Here is a 17,256-nt window from a genome sequence, read left to right on the forward strand (position 1 = left end):
CAAATGTTGCAAACTTGTAACAATCAAAATTCTAACCAACTGAATTCTATAGATAATTACAGCGTATTCCGTGGTAAATTGTATATTAGCGTGATTTTCCACCAAGAACTTGACCTTTTTCATAATAACCTATACGTTGTGAAGTCGATGAAAATGAATTCGTCAAATTTTGTTAAATGTTTTAAGAACATTTACTGCATATCTATACGATATATAACAATTAAAATGAATAGTTAGTCATAAATACCAACCCTTTAAATGTTGGTAGTTCTGTCGGGATGACAGAGAAGCAAAGGGAGAATTGCAATGGCTCTATACGATCCTAGTCTCGAGAAAGACAACTGTGGATTTGGCTTAATTGCACATATGGAAGGTGAGCCAAGCCATAAACTGGTACGTACCGCAATTTCAGCACTTGATCGCATGACCCACCGTGGCGGCATCGCGGCTGATGGAAAAACGGGTGACGGATGTGGTCTATTACTGCAAAAGCCCGATTCATATCTACGTCTTATTGCCGAAGAAAATGGCTTTAAGCTTGGTAAACAATATGCCGTTGGCATGATTTTCTTTAACCAAGACCCAGCCAAAGCACAGCAAGCAAAAGACATTATCAATCAAGAACTTGCCCAAGAAACTCTGACTGTATCTGGCTGGCGTGACGTGCCAACCAACCCAACAGTACTCGGACCAATTGCCGCAGATTCTTTACCAAACATTCAGCAAGTTTTTGTTTCAGCGCCTGCTGGCTGGCGTGAACGCGATATTGAACGTCGCCTATATATCGCCCGCCGCCGTATTGAAAAACGCATTGTTGATGATAGTGAGTTCTACGTCTGTAGCCTGTCGACACAAGTCATAGTGTACAAAGGTCTATGCATGCCAGCCGACCTACCAAGGTTTTATCTCGACTTGGCAGACCTGCGTATGGAATCTGCTATCTGTTTGTTCCACCAGCGTTTCTCGACGAACACTCAGCCTCGTTGGCCACTCGCTCAGCCATTCAGATATCTGGCTCACAATGGTGAAATCAATACGATTCAAGGCAACCGACAATGGGCTCGAGCACGAGCGTACAAATTCGCGTCACCACTGCTACCTGACCTGCAAACAGCTGCACCCTTCGTTAACGAGACAGGTTCAGACTCATCAAGCTTAGACAACATGCTCGATCTGTTTTTAGCTGGGGGTATGGATATCTTCCGTGCGATGCGAATGCTCGTTCCGCCAGCGTGGCAAAACCACCCTGATATGGATCCTGACTTACGTGCCTTCTATGATTTCAACTCCAAACACATGGAACCGTGGGATGGCCCTGCTGGTATCGTCTTATCAGATGGTCGTTACGCCGCATGTAACCTTGACCGTAATGGCTTACGTCCTGCTCGTTATGTCATAACAAAAGATAAGTTAATTACGTTAGCGTCTGAGGTTGGTATCTGGGACTACGCTCCCGATGAAGTCGCAGAAAAAGGACGAGTGGGTCCAGGCGAGCTTTTAGTTATTGATACTCGCCGTGGAAAACTTTGGCAATCAAGTGAGATCGATAATGACCTCAAAGATCGCCACCCATACCGTGAATGGATGGAAAATAATGTCCATAAACTGACACCATTCTCTAAGTTGCCAGAAGACCAAGTGGGCGAACGTAGCTTCGATGAAGATGAACTAAAGACCTATCAAAAGCAGTTTGCGATGAGCAACGAAGAGGTTGATCAGGAATTGCGTGTTCTTGGCGATATGGGACAAGAAGCAGTCGGCTCAATGGGTGACGATACGCCAATGGCAGTGTTGTCGTCTAAAGAGAGATTGATTACTGATTATTTCCGTCAGAAATTCGCTCAGGTAACCAATCCACCGATCGATCCACTTCGTGAAAAACACGTCATGTCATTGGCGACCAGTGTCGGCCAAGAGATGAACGTATTCTGCGAGACCGACGGTCACGCTCATCGTGTAACCTTTGATTCACCGGTTCTGCTTTACTCAGACATGCAGCAACTACTTGAGTTAAGTGATGAGCACTACCGTAGTACGGTACTAGACATCAACTACAATCCCGACGACAAAGACCTTGAGCAAGCGATTCTTGATCTTTGTGATCAGGCAGAGCAAGCGGTTCGCGAAGGAACCGTTCTCGTGGTTCTCTCAGATAAAGCAATACAAAAAGGCCGATTGCCGATCCCAGCAGCCATGGCTGTAGGGGCAGTACAAAGCCGATTGATCGATGCAAACCTTCGCTGTGACGCCAACATCATCGCCGAAACAGGCACTGTGCGAGACCCTCACCAATTTGCAGTACTGCTTGGTTTCGGTGCAACAGCGGTTTATCCATATCTGGCTTATGAAACCTTAGCAAAAGTCATTGATGATGGCGCTATCGCCAAGAGCTATAGACAGGTGATGCAAAACTACCAGAGCGGCATCAACAAAGGTCTATACAAGATCATGTCGAAAATGGGCATATCAACCGTTGCCTCATATCGTTGCTCTCAACTATTTGAAGCAGTAGGTCTAAGCCAAGATGTCGTCGATCTCTGCTTCAAGGGAGTCACAACCCGAATTCAAGGGGCGAACTTCGAAGACTTCGAGCAAGATCTTTACAATCTATCTCGCAAAGCATGGACGAAACGTAAGCCAATTGAACATGGTGGATTGTTGAAATACGTTCACGGCGGCGAATACCACGCCTACAACCCAGATGTCGTAGGTACGCTACAACAAGCAGTAAAATCTGGTGACACTTCTGATTACCGAAGCTTTGCTAAGCAGGTAAACGAACGTCCCGTTGCTATGCTGCGCGACTTAATGCACCTGAAGACATCGTCAACGCCGCTGCCATTAGAAAAAATTGAACCGAGTACAGAACTCTTCAAACGTTTTGACTCGGCGGCGATGTCAATCGGTGCATTGAGCCCAGAAGCTCATGAAGCCCTAGCAACCGCAATGAACCGTTTAGGCGGTTACTCAAACTCAGGCGAAGGTGGTGAAGATCCAAGACGTTTTGGTACAGAGCGCAACTCACGCATTAAGCAGATTGCTTCTGGTCGTTTTGGTGTGACACCACACTATCTGACCAACGCAGATGTACTGCAAATCAAAGTAGCGCAAGGAGCAAAACCGGGTGAAGGTGGACAGTTACCGGGACATAAAGTCACCGCTGAGATCGCGAAACTACGTTACTCAGTACAAGGGGTAACACTGATTTCTCCGCCACCACACCACGATATTTACTCTATCGAGGATCTCGCTCAGCTGATTTTCGACCTAAAACAGGTCAACCCAGAAGCACTGATTTCGGTCAAACTGGTTTCTGAGCCGGGCGTTGGCACCATTGCGACGGGTGTTGCCAAGGCATACGCCGATTTAATTACCATCTCAGGTTATGACGGTGGTACTGCGGCTAGCCCATTAACGTCGGTCAAATATGCTGGCAGCCCTTGGGAACTGGGTCTTGCAGAAACTCAGCAAGCTTTAGTCGCCAATGGTCTACGCCATAAGATTCGTCTTCAAGTCGATGGTGGCTTGAAAACTGGACTTGATGTCGTTAAAGCTGCGATTCTTGGTGCAGAAAGCTTCGGTTTCGGTACGGCGCCTATGGTTGCTATGGGTTGTAAGTTCTTACGTATCTGCCACTTAAATAACTGCGCGACTGGCGTTGCGACTCAAGATGACACCTTACGCAAAGAGTTCTTCAAAGGCCTGCCGGAAATGGTGATGAACTACTTTATCGGCCTCGCTGATGAAGTGCGTGAGTTACTTTCACAACTTGGGGTTGAGAAACTGACTGACTTAATCGGTCGCACCGATCTCTTAGAAGCCGTTGAGGGGCTAACAGCGAAACAGAGCAAGCTAGATCTTTCGGGTATTCTTGAATCACCAATATCGCCACAAGGCCACCCTCTTTACTGGACGGAATCAAATGCTCCATTTGATAAAGCTGAATTGAACCAAAAGATTGTCTCGGATGCGCTTGAATCTATTGAGGCATGTCAGTCTAAAGACTTGTTCTACAAAGTAATTAACACTGACCGTTCTATTGGCGCTCGTTTATCTGGTGAAATCGCGAAACGCTATGGCAATCAAGGTATGGCAGCAAGCCCGATTAGGCTTCACCTAGATGGTACTGCTGGTCAGTCATTTGGTGTCTGGAATGCTGGCGGTGTTGAACTTTACCTAACAGGCGATGCGAACGACTACGTGGGTAAAGGTATGGCTGGAGGCAAAATTAGCATCAAGCCTCACCAAGGCACTGCCTTCCAGTGTAATGAAGCAACGATTATTGGTAATACCTGTTTGTATGGCGCGACTGGCGGAAAACTTTTCGCAGCAGGTACGGCAGGAGAGCGATTTGGTGTCCGTAACTCAGGTACGATTGCCGTGATTGAAGGTGCAGGTGACAACGCTTGTGAATACATGACGGGTGGTATTGTCGCTATCCTTGGTGCGACCGGGGTTAACTTTGGTGCGGGTATGACAGGCGGTTTCGCTTACGTGCTTGATGAGAACGAAGAGTTCCAAGGACGAGTAAACCAAGAATCTGTCGAAGCGATTGCGCTATCGGATCTTTATATCCACCAAGAACACCTGCGCGGTTTGATCGCTGAGCACCTTGAAGAAACAGGCTCAGTCCACGCAGAAAACATCCTAGCGAACTTTGATGAATGGATTCCGAAGTTCTACTTGGTTAAACCGCAGGCAGCAGATTTAAGTACTCTGCTTGGTCATCAAAGTCGCAGTGCCGCAGAACTTCGCGTTCAAGCGCAGTAATCATGGAGGATGTTTGAATCATGAGTCAGAACGTATACCAATTTATCGATGTTCAGCGCGTCGATCCTGCGAAAAAACCGATTAAAATTCGTAAGATCGAGTTCGTTGAAATTTATGAACCCTTTACTAATCAGCAAGCTACCGCTCAGGCAGATCGCTGTTTAGACTGTGGTAACCCTTACTGTGAATGGAAGTGTCCGGTTCACAACTACATTCCTCAGTGGCTAAAGTTAGCGAATGAGGGGCGAATTCTGGAAGCGGTAGAACTCTCTCACCAGACCAACAGTCTTCCAGAAGTTTGTGGACGCGTCTGTCCGCAAGATCGTCTTTGTGAAGGTTCTTGTACCCTAAACGAAGACTTTGGTGCGGTCACTATCGGTAATATCGAAAAGTACATCACCGACAAAGCCTTTGAAATGGGCTGGAAACCGGACATGTCTAAAGTGGTTTGGACAGATAAAAAAGTCGCGATTATCGGTGCAGGTCCTGCTGGCCTTGCCGCTGCGGATATCTTGGTCCGAAACGGTGTGAAGCCGGTTGTCTTCGACCGCTACCCTGAAATTGGCGGCCTACTCACGTTTGGTATTCCATCGTTTAAACTTGAAAAAGGGGTGATGGAAAACCGCCGCAAAGTCTTTAGCGAAATGGGTGTTGAGTTCCGTCTTAATACTGAAGTCGGCCAAGACATCCAAATGCAGCAACTGATTGATGACTACGATGCAGTATTTCTTGGCGTTGGTACCTACAAGAATATGCGTGCAGGTCTTGAGAACGAAGATGCACCCGGCGTTTACAATGCCCTTCCTTTCCTCATTTCCAATACCTATAAAGTAATGGGTTTAGAGGACGACAAGCCATTCATTGATATGAAAGGTAAGAAAGTCGTGGTACTTGGTGGTGGTGATACCGCGATGGACTGTGTTCGAACTTCGATTCGTCAAGGCGCCTCCAACGTTATCTGTGCGTATCGTCGTGATGAAGAAAACATGCCTGGCTCACGTCGAGAAGTGAAAAACGCTAAAGAGGAAGGCGTCGACTTCATGTTTAACTTACAGCCTCTCGGTGTCGAAGTTGATGCCAGTGGTAAAGTCTCTGGTGTTAAAGTCGTTAAAACCGCGCTGGGTGAACCCGATGATGCTGGACGACGTCGTCCTCAACCCGTAAAAGGCAGTGAACACGTGCTTGCTGCTGACGCTGTCATCATGGCGTTTGGCTTCCAGCCTCATCAAATGTCATGGCTAACACCTTTTGGCGTCGAGCTCGATGAGTGGGGGCGTATTAAAGCGCCGTCGGATCAGGAGTTTATGTTCCAAACCAGCAATAAGAAAATCTTTGCTGGTGGTGACGCGGTTCGTGGATCTGACTTGGTTGTAACAGCCATCGATGAAGGACGTAAAGCGGCTGAAGGTATTCTCGACTTCCTAGAAGTTTAACCTCTCATAACCACGAAAAAGGATCCTATTTTTGGATCCTTTTTTTATTTAAAACATATAATTATCTGACCAGTTCCAATACTAAGGAATCCAAGATGAAAAAAGGGGCTCTCCTTTCTCTGACCCTACTCACCTTAACGGCATGTAGCCAAGGAGTCACAACCATGACAGATCGCACTTCTCTCCCTTGTGGTGACAAACCTAACTGTGTCTCGACTCAAGATGCACGAGAGAAGCATCAGCTTGCACCCTTTACTTTGGCGACCAGCACCAGTATTGATGCCATCGAAGCTGCCGCGCTGCAATTACCCGGAGCTAAAACAGCCGTGAAGGAGCAGGATTATCTTCGTATTGAATGCACCTCAAAGATCATGCGATTTGTTGATGACCTCGAATTACGCATTGAAGGTGAACAGCTGTTGGTACGTTCTGAGTCTAGAATGGGTTACTCCGACTTTGGCGTTAACCGTAAACGCGCGGATCAACTTCGTACCCTTCTGAGTGAGAAAGGGCTCATCCAATAGCATTTAGAATGTGGTGTAATATAAAGCCGAAGCAAGTGCTTCGGCTTTTCTCTAGATGGTATTACTGCTGAGTCTCATCTCGGAAGACAACCAGTCGTTTCGGAGCGACTTTGCCATCTGCGTTGACTTCAGCCACACCGATGAAGAGTTTCTCTTCTCCAGATGTCATGCGAAGTGGGGTACCTTCTGGCGCACCAAACACTTGGACTGGCATACCGTGCTGAACAAGATCGGTAAGCTCTGCGTTAAGGTTAACTTCCGGCAGATCTTCTACTGCGGTATCCATTGGTAATAGCAGTGGATCAAGTAGATCTTTCGGTGCAATTTCCTCACGTTGAGCTTGCTCAAGCAACTCATTCAGTTGCTCTAACGTCACCATCTTCTCGTAAGGGTAATTTGCAACCGCGGTACGACGCAGCATAGTGACATGAGCGCCACAACCAAGCATTTCACCTAGGTCATCAACGATTGTGCGAATGTAAGTACCTTTCGAACAGTGTACTTCCATTTCCACTTCATCGCCTTCAAAGCGATGCAAGATGATTTCATAAACCGTGATCTTGCGTGATTCTCTCGGTACTTCAACACCTTGACGCGCATACTCGTACAAAGGCTTACCTTGGTACTTGAGCGCAGAGAACATTGAAGGCACTTGATCAGATTCACCGCGAAACTTATCGATACAAGCGAGCAGCTTATCCATATCAACATTGATAGGACGCGTCTCTACCACTTCACCATCAGAATCAGAGGTATCGGTTCTCTCACCAAGCTTAGCAATCACACGGTAGCGCTTGTCGGAATCAAGCAAAAACTGCGAGAACTTGGTTGCTTCACCGAGGCAGATCGGCAGCATACCTGTCGCTAGGGGATCCAGTGCACCCGTATGACCTGCTTTCTCAGCAAAATAGATTCGCTTTACTTTCTGCAGTGCATCGTTCGATGAAATTCCCGTTGGTTTATCCAACAGAATCACACCGTTAATTGGACGACCTTTACGACGACGAGCCATTAGCTGTCTTCCCCAGTCTGTTCTTCTTCACGACCAGAGTCTCTTTGCTTACGCTTATCTTCGCTAACGACTTCAGAAACAAGGTTCGACATACGCATACCTTCAACCAAGGTGTTGTCATAGTAGAAACGAACTTCTGGCGTTAAACGCAGACGGATACGCTTGCCTAGCATCATGCGGATATGAACTTCATGCTCACGTAATGCTTCAAGGCATGACTCTGGTGTTTGCTCACCAACACAAAGGAAGGTAACAAATACTTTTGCATACGCTAGATCACGTGACACTTCTACATCAGAAATCGTCACCATGCCTAGGCGTGAATCACGAACTTCGCGCTGAAGGATCAGAGCGAGCTCTTTTTGCAGCTGTTGTGACACTCGCTGCGTGCGGCTAAATTCTTTTGACATATCTTTTCTCTTATTAGAAAGAATGGGGGGATGGTCGTAACCAGCCCCCCATGGCGTATTCAACAACCAATTACAGCTTATCTTAAGAAGATCTTGCTCGTAATTTTAGTCAATTAATCAAGAGTACGTTTAATCTCTACGATTTCGAATACTTCGATCTGGTCACCAACGCGAACATCATTGTAGTTCTTAACGCCGATACCACACTCGTAGCCATTCTTAACTTCTTGAACGTCATCTTTAAAGCGACGTAGTGATTCTAGCTCACCTTCGTAGATAACAACGTTATCACGTAGTACACGGATAGGGTTGCTACGCTTAATTAGACCTTCAGTAACCATACAACCAGCGATTGCACCCAGTTTCGGTGACTTAAACACGTCACGTACTTCAGCAAGACCAATGATCTCTTGCTTGAATTCTGGAGCAAGCATACCGCCCATTGCTTGTTTCACTTCATCAATTAATTGGTAAATGATTGAGTAGTAACGTAGGTCAACACTTGCCGCTTCAACCGCACGACGCGCAGAAGCGTCAGCACGAACGTTAAAGCCAAGGATGATAGCGTTTGAAGCTTCAGCTAGAACTGCGTCAGTTTCTGTAATACCACCAACACCAGAACCCACGATGTTTACTTTTACTTCGTCAGTCGATAGTTTCAGTAGTGAGTCTGCAATTGCTTCAACAGAACCTTGTACGTCAGCCTTCAGTACTACGTTCAGTTCAGCAACTTCACCAGCCGTCATGTTCGAGAACATGTTCTCTAGTTTAGATTTCTGCTGACGTGCAAGTTTCACTTCACGGAACTTACCAGCACGGTAGTTAGCAACTTCACGTGCTTTACGCTCATCACGTACTACAGTCGCTTCGTCACCTGAAGAAGGCACGCCTGAAAGACCTAAGATCTCTACAGGGATAGAAGGACCCGCTTCTGTGATTTCTTTACCAAGCTCATCACGCATCGCACGAACACGGCCGTACTCTTGACCACAAAGAACGATATCGCCTTTGTTTAGTGTGCCTGACTGAACAAGTACTGTAGCAACTGGACCACGACCTTTATCTAGTCGAGATTCAACAACTACACCAGACGCCATACCTTCTTTCACAGCTTTAAGTTCAAGAACTTCAGACTGAAGAAGGATTGCTTCTAGAAGACCGTCAATGTTAGTACCCTGTTTCGCAGAGATGTGAACGAACATGTTCTCACCACCCCACTCCTCAGGAATTACGTCGTACTGAGCTAGCTCATTCTTAACGTTGTCTGGGTTTGCGTCTTCTTTATCGATCTTGTTAACCGCAACAATCAGTGGAACGCCTGCCGCTTTCGCGTGCTGAATCGCTTCAACTGTTTGTGGCATAACGCCATCGTCCGCAGCAACAACAAGAACAACGATATCCGTCGCTTGAGCACCACGAGCACGCATAGCGGTAAACGCCGCGTGTCCAGGAGTATCAAGGAAGGTGATCATGCCGTTGTCTGTTTCTACGTGGTATGCACCGATGTGCTGTGTAATACCACCTGCTTCACCAGACGCAACGTGTGTGCGACGAATGTAGTCAAGCGTAGACGTTTTACCATGGTCAACGTGACCCATGATAGTAACAACAGGTGCGCGAGGAACGGCTTCAGCGTTGTTGTCACGATCTGACAGTACCGCTTCTTCCAGCTCATTCTCTTTACGCAGAATAACTTTGTGGCCCATTTCTTCAGCAACTAGCTGAGCCGTCTCTTGGTCGATAACTTGGTTGATAGTCGCCATAGCGCCCATCTTCATCATCACCTTGATAACTTCTGTGCCTTTAACCGACATCTTGCTTGCAAGTTCAGATACAACGATTGTTTCGCCGATCACAACGTCTGCTTTAGCAACAGTAGCGGTCTTATCGAAGCCTTGCTGCATTGAAGCTGGCTTAGAAAGTCTGCCTTGCTTACGGCCTTTACCACCACGTTGGTTGCGGCTAGGGCGAGGTGGCTCTTCATCTAGAGAAGATTTCTTTTTCTTCCTGCGACGAGCGCCTTCTTCTTTGCGGTCAGCAGCATCTTCTGCTTCACGTGCATACGAAGAAGTAGTCACGTGGTAGTCAGAGTTTTCAAGCTCTTTCTTCTTCTGTTCTTCTTCATTCCAACGAGCTTCATTTTCTTCAGCTAGTTTACGAGCTTCTTCAACAAGCTTTGCAGCTTCTTGTTCAGCTTTACGTTGGGCTTCTTCTTCCTGACGACGTTTTAGTTCGTCAGCTTCTTTTTTCGCTTGCGCGTCCGCATTTTTTGCATTCATGTCTTTCTTAGCCTTATCAGCTTGTACGCGCTTTGCCTTTTCTTCTGCGTCACGTTTTGCATCCGCTTCTCGCTTCGCTTTCTCATCGGCCTCGCGTTGTGCTTTCTCTGCAGCTTCACGTTTTGCTAGCTCTTCAGCCTCACGCTTTGCTGCTTCCTCAGCCTCACGTTTTGCGTCGTCTTCGATAATGCTGCGCTTAACATAAGTTCGCTTCTTGCGTACTTCTACTTGAACATCCTTACTCTTGCCGCCACCAGCATTTACGCTAAGTGTGCTGCGAGTTTTACGCTGTAGAGTTAAACGAGTTGGCTCAGATTCACCCGTAGTGTCACCGTGCTCTTTCTTTAAGTGAGTCAAAAGTTTCTGCTTTTCTTCATCAGAAACCTGATCACTGCTCGCTTTGTTCATACCAGCATCAGCAAGTTGTTCAATTAAGCGGTCCACTGGAGTTCCAATTTCTTCACTCAGTGCCTTAACAGTAATTTGTGTCATGCCGCTTTCTCCTTGCTGAAAATTATGCTTCGTCGCCGAACCAACAGATGTTACGAGCTGCCATAATTAGCTCACCCGCACGCTCTTCGGTCAGGCCTTCAATACCTTCAAGATCATCGATGCCCTGATCAGCTAGGTCTTCTAGTGTTGATACACCTTTAGCTGCCAGTTTAAATGCCATCTCACGCTCAAGACCTTCAAGGCCTAGTAGGTCTTCTGCTGGCTCAACGCCTTCGAAAGACTCTTCTTGTGCTAGCGCAAGAGTCGTTAGTGCATTCTTAGCACGATTACGTAGTTCTTCGACTAGATCTTCATCTAGACCATCAACTTCAAGTAGTTCGTTAACTGGAACGTAAGCAACTTCTTCTAGAGTTGAGAAGCCTTCTTCAACAAGCAGTTGAGCAAAGTCTTCTTCGATATCTAGGTGCTTCATGAAGCTATCAATAGCAGCTTGAGACTCTTCAGCATGTTTCTTGTGAAGATCTTCTACTGTCATTACGTTAAGTTCCCAACCAGTCAGTTGAGATGCAAGACGTACGTTCTGACCGTTACGGCCGATAGCTTGTGCTAGGTTGTCCGCTTCAACTGCGATATCCATAGCATTCGCATCTTCATCTACGATGATAGAAGCAACGTCTGCAGGCGCCATTGCGTTAATTACAAATTGCGCTGGGTTATCGTCCCAAAGAACGATATCGATACGCTCACCACCAAGCTCACCAGAAACGGCTTGTACACGTGCACCACGCATGCCAACACACGCACCCACTGGGTCAATACGTTTGTCGTTTGTTTTTACTGCGATTTTTGCACGAGAGCCTGGATCGCGAGCTGCACCTTTAAGCTCAATGATCTCTTCCGCAATTTCAGGAACTTCAACACGGAATAGCTCAGCAAGCATTTCAGGCTTAGAGCGAGTAACAAATAGCTGGAAGCCACGCGCTTCTGGAGCCACTTTGTATAGTAGACCACGCACACGGTCACCTGGGCGGAAGTTTTCACGAGGAAGTTGGTCATCACGTAGGATTACCGCTTCCGCGTTGTTACCTAAGTCAAGAACAACCGTTTCACGGTTTACTTTCTTAACTACGCCAGTAACAAGTTCACCTTCATTGTCGATGAACTGTTCAACGATTTGTGCACGCTCTGCTTCACGTACTTTTTGTACGATAACTTGTTTAGCAGTTTGAGTCGTAATACGGTCAAATGTTACAGACTCAATATCATCTTCAACGTAATCACCTAGTTGAACTTCTGCATCATCGTACTGAGCAGCTTCTAGAGAGATTTCCTTCGTTGGATGTTCAACGTTTTCTACTACTAACCAACGACGGAAAGTTTCGAACTCGCCCGTTTTACGGTCAATTTGAACACGAACGTCAATTTCGATTTCGTGTTTTTTCTTAGTAGAAGTTGCTAGAGCAATTTCAAGGGCTTCAAAGATACGCTCACGAGGTACCGCTTTCTCATTCGATACCGCTTCTACTACCGCTAAAATTTCTTTACTCATTTTAAATAGCCTCTAAGACTTTAATTAAAATTTAGGGATCAGGTTAGCTTTTGAGATATTGCTTAGTGCAAACTCTTCTTCATTACCATCAACAGTAACAGAGATAGTTTCACCATCCACTGAGTGGATTATACCTTTCCACTTGCGACGGTTGCCTACAGCCATCTTCAAAACGATGCTTACCTCGTGACCAATAAATTGTTCATAGTGTGCAGCTTTGAAAAGTGGTCTTTCTAAACCTGGTGAAGACACTTCAAGGTTGTAAGCCACTGTGATTGGATCTTCAACGTCCATAACCGCACTTACTTGACGGCTAACTTCCGCACAATCTTCGACAGTAATGCCGTTTTCGTGGTCGATAAAAATACGCAACGTTGAATGCTCGCCTGCGCGAATAAATTCTAATCCAACTAACTCATAACCTGATGCAGCTACAGGAGCTTCAAGCATTTCAGTAAGTTGTCTTTCTAAACCAGTCATTTTAACCACTCCAGAAACAAAAAAAGGGCTCACAGCCCAATTTAAATTCCAAGCAAAGCTCTAAATTTCTCTTCAGAAATTTAGATAACAAAAAACCCCGAAAAGTCGGGGTTTTTTGTTGCTGGACCCTGATACGTTAAGCAAAATCATTGTCGCTTAACTCGCAGTATCGCTACTGCGCAAACTTGTCCAAATCCTAACAGGATTGGTTGCGGGGGCCGGATTTGAACCGACGACCTTCGGGTTATGAGCCCGACGAGCTACCAAGCTGCTCCACCCCGCGTCCGACTTGTCGAGCATTATACGCTCTCCAAGGTATTTTACAAGTTTGTAAATCAATGGTGCCGAGAGAGGGACTCGAACCCTCACACCTAAGGCACTAGCACCTCATGCTAGCGTGTCTACCAATTTCACCATCTCGGCAGCTAATTCTATTTCTCAGCTAGAAAATAGCTTATTGAGGAATTTCACTACCTTGAGGGGCAGGAATTTCACTCGCATCGTCAGCTTGCTGGATAACTTGACCTTGTGTTGGGTCAACCCACTGAGATTCAGTTTTGTGTGTAGACATATTGCCTAGCACCAAGCTGAGGACGAAAAATACTGTTGCAAAAATTGCAGTCATTCGGGTTAGGAAATTACCTGAGCCGCTTGCGCCAAACACTGTGTTTGATGCGCCTGCACCGAATGAGGCTCCCATATCTGCGCCTTTACCTTGTTGAATCAACACTAGGCCGATTACACCAACCGCTGCCAACAGGTAAATCACAAGTAGAACTGTAAACATTATTTCCACCTATGTTCCAAATTGTTGAGCCAGCGCCGCTCGAAAACATTACTTTTCAATAGGTTTTTGAACAAGGCTAGCGACCTCCTTATCGAAGGCCGAGCAATACTAGCGAAACACGCTATTGCTGACAAGTAGATTTTTGCAAAAAATTAGCTACTGGCCGCCAAGCGGTCAAAAAAAGGACAAAACGATAATTTTTCATCCTTTTCTGCGGAGAACAAAGCTTAAAGTTCTGAAAATTCTCTGCTGTATTCGATCAAACCTGTGCGATGATTTAGCTCTCCTTCCACTAAACCTAGCACCTGAAATGCACCTTGAGGGACATCCCACTGACAACGCATATTATGCTTTTCGCTTGCTTCAAAGCCAAATCGAGCATAATAAGCAGGATCACCAAGTACCACGCAAGCTGGGTAGTCAAACTCCAGTAAAGAAGCTAATCCTTCTTTAACGAGATCGGCGGCAATTCCCTTGTTTCGGTAATCGTGACGAACAGCTAGTGGCGCTAATCCCTGCCAGTTTAGGTCTTCACCGTCTAATGTGACCGGACTAAACAGTACATAACCCACGACTTCACCTTCATCGTTGCAAGCAACAAGCGACAATGTACGGCGACCATTTTCTCTTAGTGCCATCACTAAGTTCGCTTCTGCTTCAGTGTCGAAGGCTCCTTTTAGAAGTCTATCGACCGCCAGAATATCTGCTGGTGCTTCAGTTCGAATAAGCATTTACAACCTCTTTGTGTGTTGAAGGCGATTGTAAGCCTTTTTGCACAAATTCGGCTAGCTGATTTAACAAGGTCTGAACAGCTTTCGGCAATGAATCAAGATCGACACTGTCCATCAAGTTTTTGACTTCCAAACCCAATTCCGTATCACCTTCTATGGTTAGGCGACGTTGGAAAAACAGGGTATCAGGATCTTCTTTGCGTCCGGCAATCAAAACTAAGTCATTCAGATTCCCTCCAAACAACACATCTTCCTTCACACTTTTATCACCAACGACAAGCTGTTCGTCTTGATAGCTAATCAGCCAACTCAGCTGCATATCTTTTACTTCAACTTTTAACCACTTATCTTCAAGGAATTCGAAATCCCCATCTTCAAGAGCCTCTTTAAACACCGTTTTTAGCCCTTCAAGCAAGGCTTTTTTTTGTACAGATTGAGGCAATAAGTGGACTGGAGATCGCAAAATTGATGCAGCGTTTTGAACTAGTTGAGTGCGAATCTTGTTAATCACGCGAATTATCCGTTACTTTGTGGGTTGGAATTGCTCATCATAAAGTATGTTTAACTAACGATTCCTGTTATTTGTCAAAGAATCTGCGTGATGCCTGAAACTCTTTAAACTACAGGCAATGACAGTTATAGTTATTACATCATTCATATTCACAACCGATGTGAATCACAAGCTCTGTTGGAGAGTTGGAAAAACTTGATGCTATCGCAACAATTACAGCACTGGTTTAAAGAAATAACGGCTAACAGCCCGTTTTTTTTCGCTATCTTAGATAACCAGCATAATTATGCCGTGGTTAACGGGCGCTATTGTGATATCGCAGGTCTTACTCCTCCTGAACTGGTTGGTATGAGTGACAGCCAGATCATGGGGCAGCAGTTTTATAATCATCTCAAGCCTTATTATGATCGCGCTTTTAAAGGCGAATCGATCGAAGCTGAGATGACGATGGGTGATCTCGACTTAGAGACCAGCCTGCATTTCAATATCTCGCCACTGAATACCGATGGTAAGATTGAGCACATCATCTTTCATGCTCTCGACACCTCTGAAAAACAGATCCTCATTCGCTCTTTGGAAGAGTCAGAAGGTAAGTTTTCGACTTTGACCTCTCTCGTTCCTGAGGGAATCATGTTAGTGGAAGACGATTGCATCATTTCAGCAAATCCTGCTGCGTTAAGATTACTTGGTTTTGAGTCGGTACAAGATCTACTCGGAGAAAACCTTTCACGGCTATTTGTCGATGAAAAAACAAAAACGGTTTTTTCTAGCTCATTAGTCAACTCACTCGGTGAAGCGCCATTAACGTGTCTGACTGGTCCTCGCTGTGGATTTGAACGCAAAGTCCAGCTGTTGGCTGACGCGACAATGATTCTCGGTAGTGATTCTCAGCTGGTTTTGATCCAAGATGCAGATTCGACACCTAAGAAGCTCTCTCCAACACAGCATGAAGATGCGCATGTTGACTCACTCACTGGCTTGTATAACCGTTTCGGATTCACCAAACGTTTAGAGCAACTGATCCATAACGACACACCGTTGATCATGCTCTATCTTGATATCGATAACTTCAAAAATATCAACGACTCACTTGGCCACCATATTGGGGACAAAGTGATCAAGGAAGTCTCTTCTCGTCTTAAGCGCCTTTTACCTCCACATGCGGTTTTAGGGCATTTAGGAGGAGATGAGTTCGGCATCATACTGCCTGAACCTGATAATAATCGCATGGCAGAAATGCTGTCAGAACGCATTTTCTCTCTCGTGAATCAACCGTTTGATCTACACCACTTCAGCAAGCGACTTGCGTGCTCTATTGGTAGTGTTGCCTACCCTGGCGATGGCAACGATGCTCGTATCTTGCTACAAAACGCTGACACAGCAATGTATGAGGCCAAGGATCGTGGTCGCAACCGACTGATCAAATTCAACGATCAGATGAACAAAGAAGCTCGTATGCGCTTATGGCTGGAAATCGAATTACAGAAAGCGCTGCAACAAAATGGACTTGAGGTGTGGTATCAACCTAAAGTCAATGCGCGAGACTTCAGTATCAATGGCGCTGAAGCACTGATTCGTTGGAAACATCCCGTAGAAGGCTATATCAGCCCTGGTGCATTTATTCCTGTTGCGGAACGAGCTGGCTTGATCGAACATCTAGGTCGAGTGGTCATGCGCGAGGTCTTTGCCACAGTCAAACGCTGGAAGCTGCAAGGTCTTTTACCGGGTCGAGTGGCGATCAACCTCTCCCCTGAACAATTTGGCAACCCTAAGTTAATCGACTACATGGAGAAGTTGCTGCGCACAACAGAATTAGATCCAAGCTGTATTACTTTTGAGCTGACAGAAAGTGCGGTGATGAGTGATAGTGAGCACACTCTTCAAATGTTGAATGCGATTAAGCGACTAGGTTTTGCTCTATCAATCGATGACTTCGGAACGGGCTATTCATCGCTCTCCTACTTAGCGAGATTTCCAATCGATGAACTCAAAATTGACCGAGCATTTATCTCTGATATTGATGCGCTGCCTAAACAAATCACAGTCATAGAAAATATCATCAATCTAGGTAAATCACTCAATTTGACTGTCGTCGCCGAAGGTGTAGAGACACAGCAACAAGCGACTCTGCTGTCTAATCTAAACTGTAACTCAATTCAAGGCTTCCACTTCCATCGCCCTCAGCCAAGACAAGAGGTTGAAGAGCTATTTGCACAAAATCGTCGCCACAAAAACTAACCCTAAGTAATTATTTCACTTAGAAACTCACTCAAACCTGCCTTACATCAAATTCGCCATTCATAATTCTTCATAAAAT

General features: G+C 45.8%; 12 protein-coding genes and 2 tRNA genes. 4 read left to right on the forward strand and 10 right to left on the reverse strand.

The features are described from left to right. Positions 1–306 precede the first annotated feature (306 nt). From gltB to DA100_RS13095, 3 genes are all read left to right on the forward strand, one after another. Positions 307–4,770 carry a glutamate synthase large subunit gene (gene gltB / locus DA100_RS13085; protein WP_138972549.1) on the forward strand — a complete coding sequence of 1,488 codons (4,464 nt, stop codon included), beginning with the start codon at positions 307–309 and terminating at the stop codon, positions 4,768–4,770. 20 nt (positions 4,771–4,790) lie between these two features. Further along, the gene (locus tag DA100_RS13090; protein ID WP_138972550.1) at positions 4,791–6,203 is read left to right on the forward strand and encodes an FAD-dependent oxidoreductase; all 1,413 of its coding nucleotides are present in this window, start codon (positions 4,791–4,793) and stop codon (positions 6,201–6,203) included. 95 nt (positions 6,204–6,298) lie between these two features. Next, a complete protein-coding gene (locus DA100_RS13095) occupies positions 6,299–6,727 on the forward strand; it encodes a DUF1499 domain-containing protein (protein WP_138972551.1) in 429 nt (142 codons plus the stop codon). Positions 6,728–6,788: 61 nt separating this feature from the next. Here the strand turns inward: DA100_RS13095 and truB are convergent, their stop codons facing one another. The 10 genes from truB to DA100_RS13145 form a co-directional block, all read right to left on the reverse strand. Then, the gene (gene truB / locus DA100_RS13100; protein WP_138972552.1) at positions 6,789–7,739 is read right to left on the reverse strand and encodes a tRNA pseudouridine(55) synthase TruB; all 951 of its coding nucleotides are present in this window, start codon (positions 7,737–7,739) and stop codon (positions 6,789–6,791) included. Continuing rightward, the gene (gene rbfA / locus DA100_RS13105) at positions 7,739–8,149 is read right to left on the reverse strand and encodes a 30S ribosome-binding factor RbfA (protein ID WP_138972553.1); all 411 of its coding nucleotides are present in this window, start codon (positions 8,147–8,149) and stop codon (positions 7,739–7,741) included. The genes truB and rbfA overlap by 1 nt, the downstream gene beginning before the upstream one ends. A 113-nt stretch (positions 8,150–8,262) precedes the next feature. Then, on the reverse strand, positions 8,263–10,920 hold the full coding sequence (gene infB / locus DA100_RS13110; protein ID WP_138972554.1) for a translation initiation factor IF-2: 2,658 nt from the start codon (positions 10,918–10,920) through the stop codon (positions 8,263–8,265). Positions 10,921–10,942: 22 nt separating this feature from the next. Next, positions 10,943–12,430 carry a transcription termination factor NusA gene (gene nusA, locus DA100_RS13115; protein WP_138972555.1) on the reverse strand — a complete coding sequence of 496 codons (1,488 nt, stop codon included), beginning with the start codon at positions 12,428–12,430 and terminating at the stop codon, positions 10,943–10,945. A gap of 24 nt (positions 12,431–12,454) precedes the next feature. Continuing rightward, positions 12,455–12,910, reverse strand: a complete 456-nt coding sequence (gene rimP / locus DA100_RS13120; protein ID WP_138972556.1) for a ribosome maturation factor RimP — start codon at positions 12,908–12,910, stop codon at positions 12,455–12,457. A gap of 206 nt (positions 12,911–13,116) precedes the next feature. Beyond that, positions 13,117–13,193, reverse strand: a tRNA-Met gene (locus DA100_RS13125). Between the two features lie 56 nt (positions 13,194–13,249). Further along, positions 13,250–13,333 (reverse strand) — tRNA-Leu (locus DA100_RS13130). A 31-nt stretch (positions 13,334–13,364) separates the two neighbouring features. Next, complete coding sequence (gene secG / locus DA100_RS13135; RefSeq protein ID WP_138972557.1) at positions 13,365–13,697, reverse strand: preprotein translocase subunit SecG; 333 nt, start codon at positions 13,695–13,697, stop codon at positions 13,365–13,367. A 227-nt stretch (positions 13,698–13,924) separates the two neighbouring features. Further along, positions 13,925–14,428, reverse strand: coding sequence for an N-acetyltransferase (locus DA100_RS13140; protein WP_138972558.1), 504 nt, complete (start codon positions 14,426–14,428; stop codon positions 13,925–13,927). Then, on the reverse strand, positions 14,412–14,939 hold the full coding sequence (locus tag DA100_RS13145) for an SCP2 domain-containing protein (protein WP_138972559.1): 528 nt from the start codon (positions 14,937–14,939) through the stop codon (positions 14,412–14,414). Before DA100_RS13145 ends, DA100_RS13140 begins: the two co-directional genes overlap by 17 nt. Before the next feature lie 198 nt (positions 14,940–15,137). Between DA100_RS13145 and DA100_RS13150 the strand changes: the two genes are divergently transcribed. Continuing rightward, positions 15,138–17,177, forward strand: a complete 2,040-nt coding sequence (locus DA100_RS13150) for a bifunctional diguanylate cyclase/phosphodiesterase (protein WP_138972560.1) — start codon at positions 15,138–15,140, stop codon at positions 17,175–17,177. Positions 17,178–17,256 lie beyond the last annotated feature (79 nt).

The organism is Vibrio sp. Hep-1b-8, from assembly GCF_006124995.1.
In the GTDB taxonomy this organism is placed as follows: domain Bacteria; phylum Pseudomonadota; class Gammaproteobacteria; order Enterobacterales; family Vibrionaceae; genus Vibrio.